We start from the raw sequence: 3962 nt of genomic DNA on the forward strand, positions 1-3962 counted from the left end.
TGATGGTGTTCATGATCGTGTTCAAACATACTTATCGCTCCTTCCAAACAACTAATTTTAACTTTAATAAATTTCAAGTACTGTATAGACAAAATACCTGATGAGTATATCATACCACAAAATCATATTTTATGTTTAATTTTACGTTAACATTGTATTGTGAATAAGTATAGTTATATTATTTGGTATATCTTTTCATTTTTATGGTACAATAAAAATACCAAAGTCTATTCGAGAGTGTGGTGAAATATACCGTAGAGTTCATTGGAATAACAGAGGCAAAAAATCGATTGTTTGGAGATGTGTCAGTAGGCTTGAGAATACAGGGTTAGCTTGTCGTTCTCGAACTGTACAAGAGGACATGATAGGCTTAGCTACGGTGGATGCAATTAATAAGCTACTTGGGCAAAAAGATGACTTTTTGATTACCTTAAAGGAAAATATAGAAACAGTGATAAGTGAAACGGACAATAATATTGTTTCCGAGATAGATAAAAAGCTAGAGGAATTACAAAAAGACCTTTTGAGGCTGGCCAATTCCAAAGAAGATTATAACGATATAGCCGATGAGATTTACAGGCTCAGAGAGGAAAGGCATAAGGCTTTAGCAGAAGAAGCTGGCAAAAAGGGCTCCAAGCAAAGGCTAGAAGATATGGAAAAATTCATTAATGAACAATCCATCCTCCTTGAGGAGTATGATGAGCAACTAGTAAGGAGACTTATAGAGAAAATAACGGTCTATGATGATAAACTAACTATTGAATTTAAATCTGGTGTAGAAATTGATATAGAAAAATAAAACGAATTTGACCGCCGATTGAGGAGAAATACTTCTTGATGGGCGGTTCTTTTCTATTTATACTTGGGGATAATCTAATAAGTGAACTCGTTTCAGCAAGCTGAAACATCGGGGAATCAGATGGAGAGTCTACTCCACCTGATTAAAACCCACCTACGCTGCGCTTAGAGGTGGCGGTCTTGACCGTAAAGCTAAAAGATAAACACACTTGAACAATTACTCATATGTTTTTATTGACAAACGGAGAATTGAGGTTTATAATATATATGAAAGCTTATTCAAGTGTTCAATTGAATGATAAAGAGGTGATATAAATATGGCAAAAAAAATTCAACCAATTGAAAGATGCGACTGTGATGTAATACATGAGGAAATTGTAAATAAAGTGCGAGAAAAAATGCCTCAAGAAGAAACTCTATATGATCTAGCAGAACTATTTAAAGTTTTTGGAGATTCAACAAGAATTAAGATACTCTGGGCATTAGATGAATCAGAGATGTGCGTTTGCGATATTGCATTCTTATTAAATATGACCCAATCAGCAATTTCTCATCAGCTAAGAGTCTTAAAGCAGGCTGGACTAGTAAAGAGCAGAAGAGAAGGAAAGACTGTATTCTACTCTCTTGAAGATGAACATGTAAAGCAAATATTTGACCAGGGATTAATTCATATTTCAGAAGAAAGTAAGTAAAGGAGGGTCAGTAATGTTAAAGAAGGAAGTAATTTTAGAAGGTTTAGATTGCGCAAATTGTGCAGCTAAAATTGAAGATGAGGTTAATAAATTAAATGGAGTCAAAGCCTATATGAACTTCATGAACAAGACATTGACTTTAGAAATTGAATCAGAGCAAGAGTATAAGAATATATTACAGCAAGTTAAAACCATAGTGCACAAGCACGAACCGGATGTGGTAGTGAAAGAAAAATCCGTTAACAAGAGCAATAAAAAAGTATTAATACTTGAAGGACTTGGCTGCGCGAATTGTGCAGCTAAAATGGAAAAAGAAATAAGCGGTCTAGAAGGAGTTGAATTTGCTGCAGTAGATTTTGTTTCGAAGAAACTAACACTGGAAATAAGTCCGAAAGTCAACCGCTCTGAGTTAAATAAGAAGATTGAAGGCATAGTAAAGAAAATAGAGCCAGATGTAAAGGTCATTTTTGAGGAGAACAACTCCAAGACCAAAATAAACGAAAATAACGAAGAGGAAGAAGAAGGTGTCAACAAAAAAGAAATCATAAGACTTGTGGTCGGTGGAGCAATATTTGCCGTGGGAATCATCTTTAATTTCCAAAATTGGCTTGAGCTTACCTTGTTTATTATTAGTTATATCATAGTTGGTGGAGAGGTTGTCTTAAGAGCAATAAAAGGTATTGCCCGCGGTCAGGTATTCAGTGAGCATTTTTTGATGAGTATTGCTACCATTGGTGCTTTCTTCGTTGGAGAGTATCCAGAAGGTGTAGCAGTTATGCTGTTCTATCTGGTAGGTGAATTGTTTCAGGATATAGCTGTAGGTCACTCCAGGAAATCAATACGTGCTTTGATGGATATTCGTCCTGACTATGCAAATCTTAAAGTTGGCGATGAGATCAGGAAAGTATCTCCTGAAGAGGTAAACATAGGTGACATCATTATTGTTAAACCAGGAGAAAAAGTTCCCCTCGATGGCAAGGTTATAGAAGGAAACTCAATGGTTGACACTGCAGCGTTAACAGGGGAATCTGTTCCTCGTGAACTCGGGCCAGGAGACGATGCATTGAGCGGATTCATTAATAAAAATGGCGTTTTGACAATAGAGGTAACAAAGGATTTTGGTGATTCAACTGTATCTAAAATTTTGGATCTGGTTCAAAATGCCAGCAGTAAGAAGGCTCCTACAGAAAAATTTGTAACAAAATTTGCCCGTTTCTATACTCCGATTGTAGTCTTTGGAGCATTAGCCTTAGCAATCATACCTCCATTGGTGATCCCCGGTGCAACTTTCTCTACATGGATATATCGAGCCTTAGTGTTCTTAGTTATATCTTGTCCATGTGCGTTAGTAATTTCAATACCATTGGGCTTCTTCGGAGGGATTGGTGGAGCATCGAAGAGAGGTATATTAGTAAAAGGCAGTAACTATCTTGACGCGTTGAACAATGTGGAAACAGTTGTTTTCGATAAGACAGGTACTTTAACTAAAGGTATATTTGAGGTTGTGGATGTTAACCCCCAAGCCGATTTTACTGATGAGGAATTGATTGAATATGCAGCATTTGCTGAAAGTCATTCAAGTCATCCAATTGCACTGTCCATTCTGAAAGCCTATAACAAAGATGTAGATATTACTAAAATTGAAAACTATGAAGAAATTGCAGGTCATGGGATTCGGGCTAAAGTTGGTGGTAAAGAGATTCTTGTCGGAAACAGCAAGCTGATGAATAAAGAAAACATTATATATCAGGAAGTTGAGACTCTTAGGTACAGTAGTACATGTTGCAGTAGACAAGAAATATGCAGGCAATATTGTAATCTCTGACGCAGTGAAGGAAGATTCAGCTGATGCGATTAAAGGATTGAAGGCATTAGGTGTTAGAAATATTGTTATGCTTACTGGTGATTCGAAGGCAGTTGGGGAAAAAATAGCAACCCAACTTGGAATTGACGAGGTGTATACTGAATTGTTACCGGCCGACAAGGTAGAAAAAATTGAGGCTCTGGATGCTAAGAAATCTCATAAGGGGAAAATTGTATTTGTTGGAGATGGTATCAATGATGCACCAGTACTTGCGAGAGCTGATATCGGCGTGGCAATGGGCAGCTTGGGGTCTGATGCTGCAATTGAAGCAGCTGATATAGTTATCATGACGGATGAACCATCAAAAATTGTCACTGCAATTAAAGTAGCAAAAAGGACTAGGAAAATTGTGATGCAAAACATTGTGCTTTCATTAGTGGTTAAAGCCATATTCCTTGCACTTGGTGCGGTGGGAGTTGCAACTATGTGGGAAGCTGTATTCGCTGACGTGGGTGTGGCAATAATCGCAATATTAAATGCAATGAGGGTAATGAATACAAAAAGTATATAGGACTACATGATTTATTAACCCCTTGATTTATTTCCTCAAAGATAAAATCAAGGGGTATCTGTATTTAAATTTATAAGCATTCCTGTAAGGAAAAATA

General features: G+C 36.8%; 1 protein-coding gene and 2 pseudogenes. All 3 read left to right on the forward strand.

All coding sequences use genetic code 11. From position 1 onward, the window contains the following. Positions 1-235: 235 nt before the first annotated feature. Positions 236-799: pseudogene (locus AS161_RS09325) on the forward strand (zinc ribbon domain-containing protein); the annotation flags it as partial. Between the two features lie 316 nt (positions 800-1115). Then, positions 1116-1490 carry a metalloregulator ArsR/SmtB family transcription factor gene (locus tag AS161_RS06705; RefSeq protein WP_073249245.1) on the forward strand — a complete coding sequence of 125 codons (375 nt, stop codon included), beginning with the start codon at positions 1116-1118 and terminating at the stop codon, positions 1488-1490. Positions 1491-1503: 13 nt separating this feature from the next. Then, positions 1504-3865, forward strand: a pseudogene (locus AS161_RS06710) (heavy metal translocating P-type ATPase). Positions 3866-3962: the final 97 nt, after the last annotated feature.

The organism is Fervidobacterium sp. 2310opik-2 (assembly GCF_011057735.1).
Classification (GTDB): domain Bacteria; phylum Thermotogota; class Thermotogae; order Thermotogales; family Fervidobacteriaceae; genus Fervidobacterium; species Fervidobacterium nodosum.

What these genes read in the sequence shown, in the direction of transcription:
- AS161_RS06705 (WP_073249245.1), top strand. Translation starts at nt 1,116, where the DNA reads ATGGCAAAAAAAATTCAACCAATTGAAAGATGCGACTGTGATGTAATA.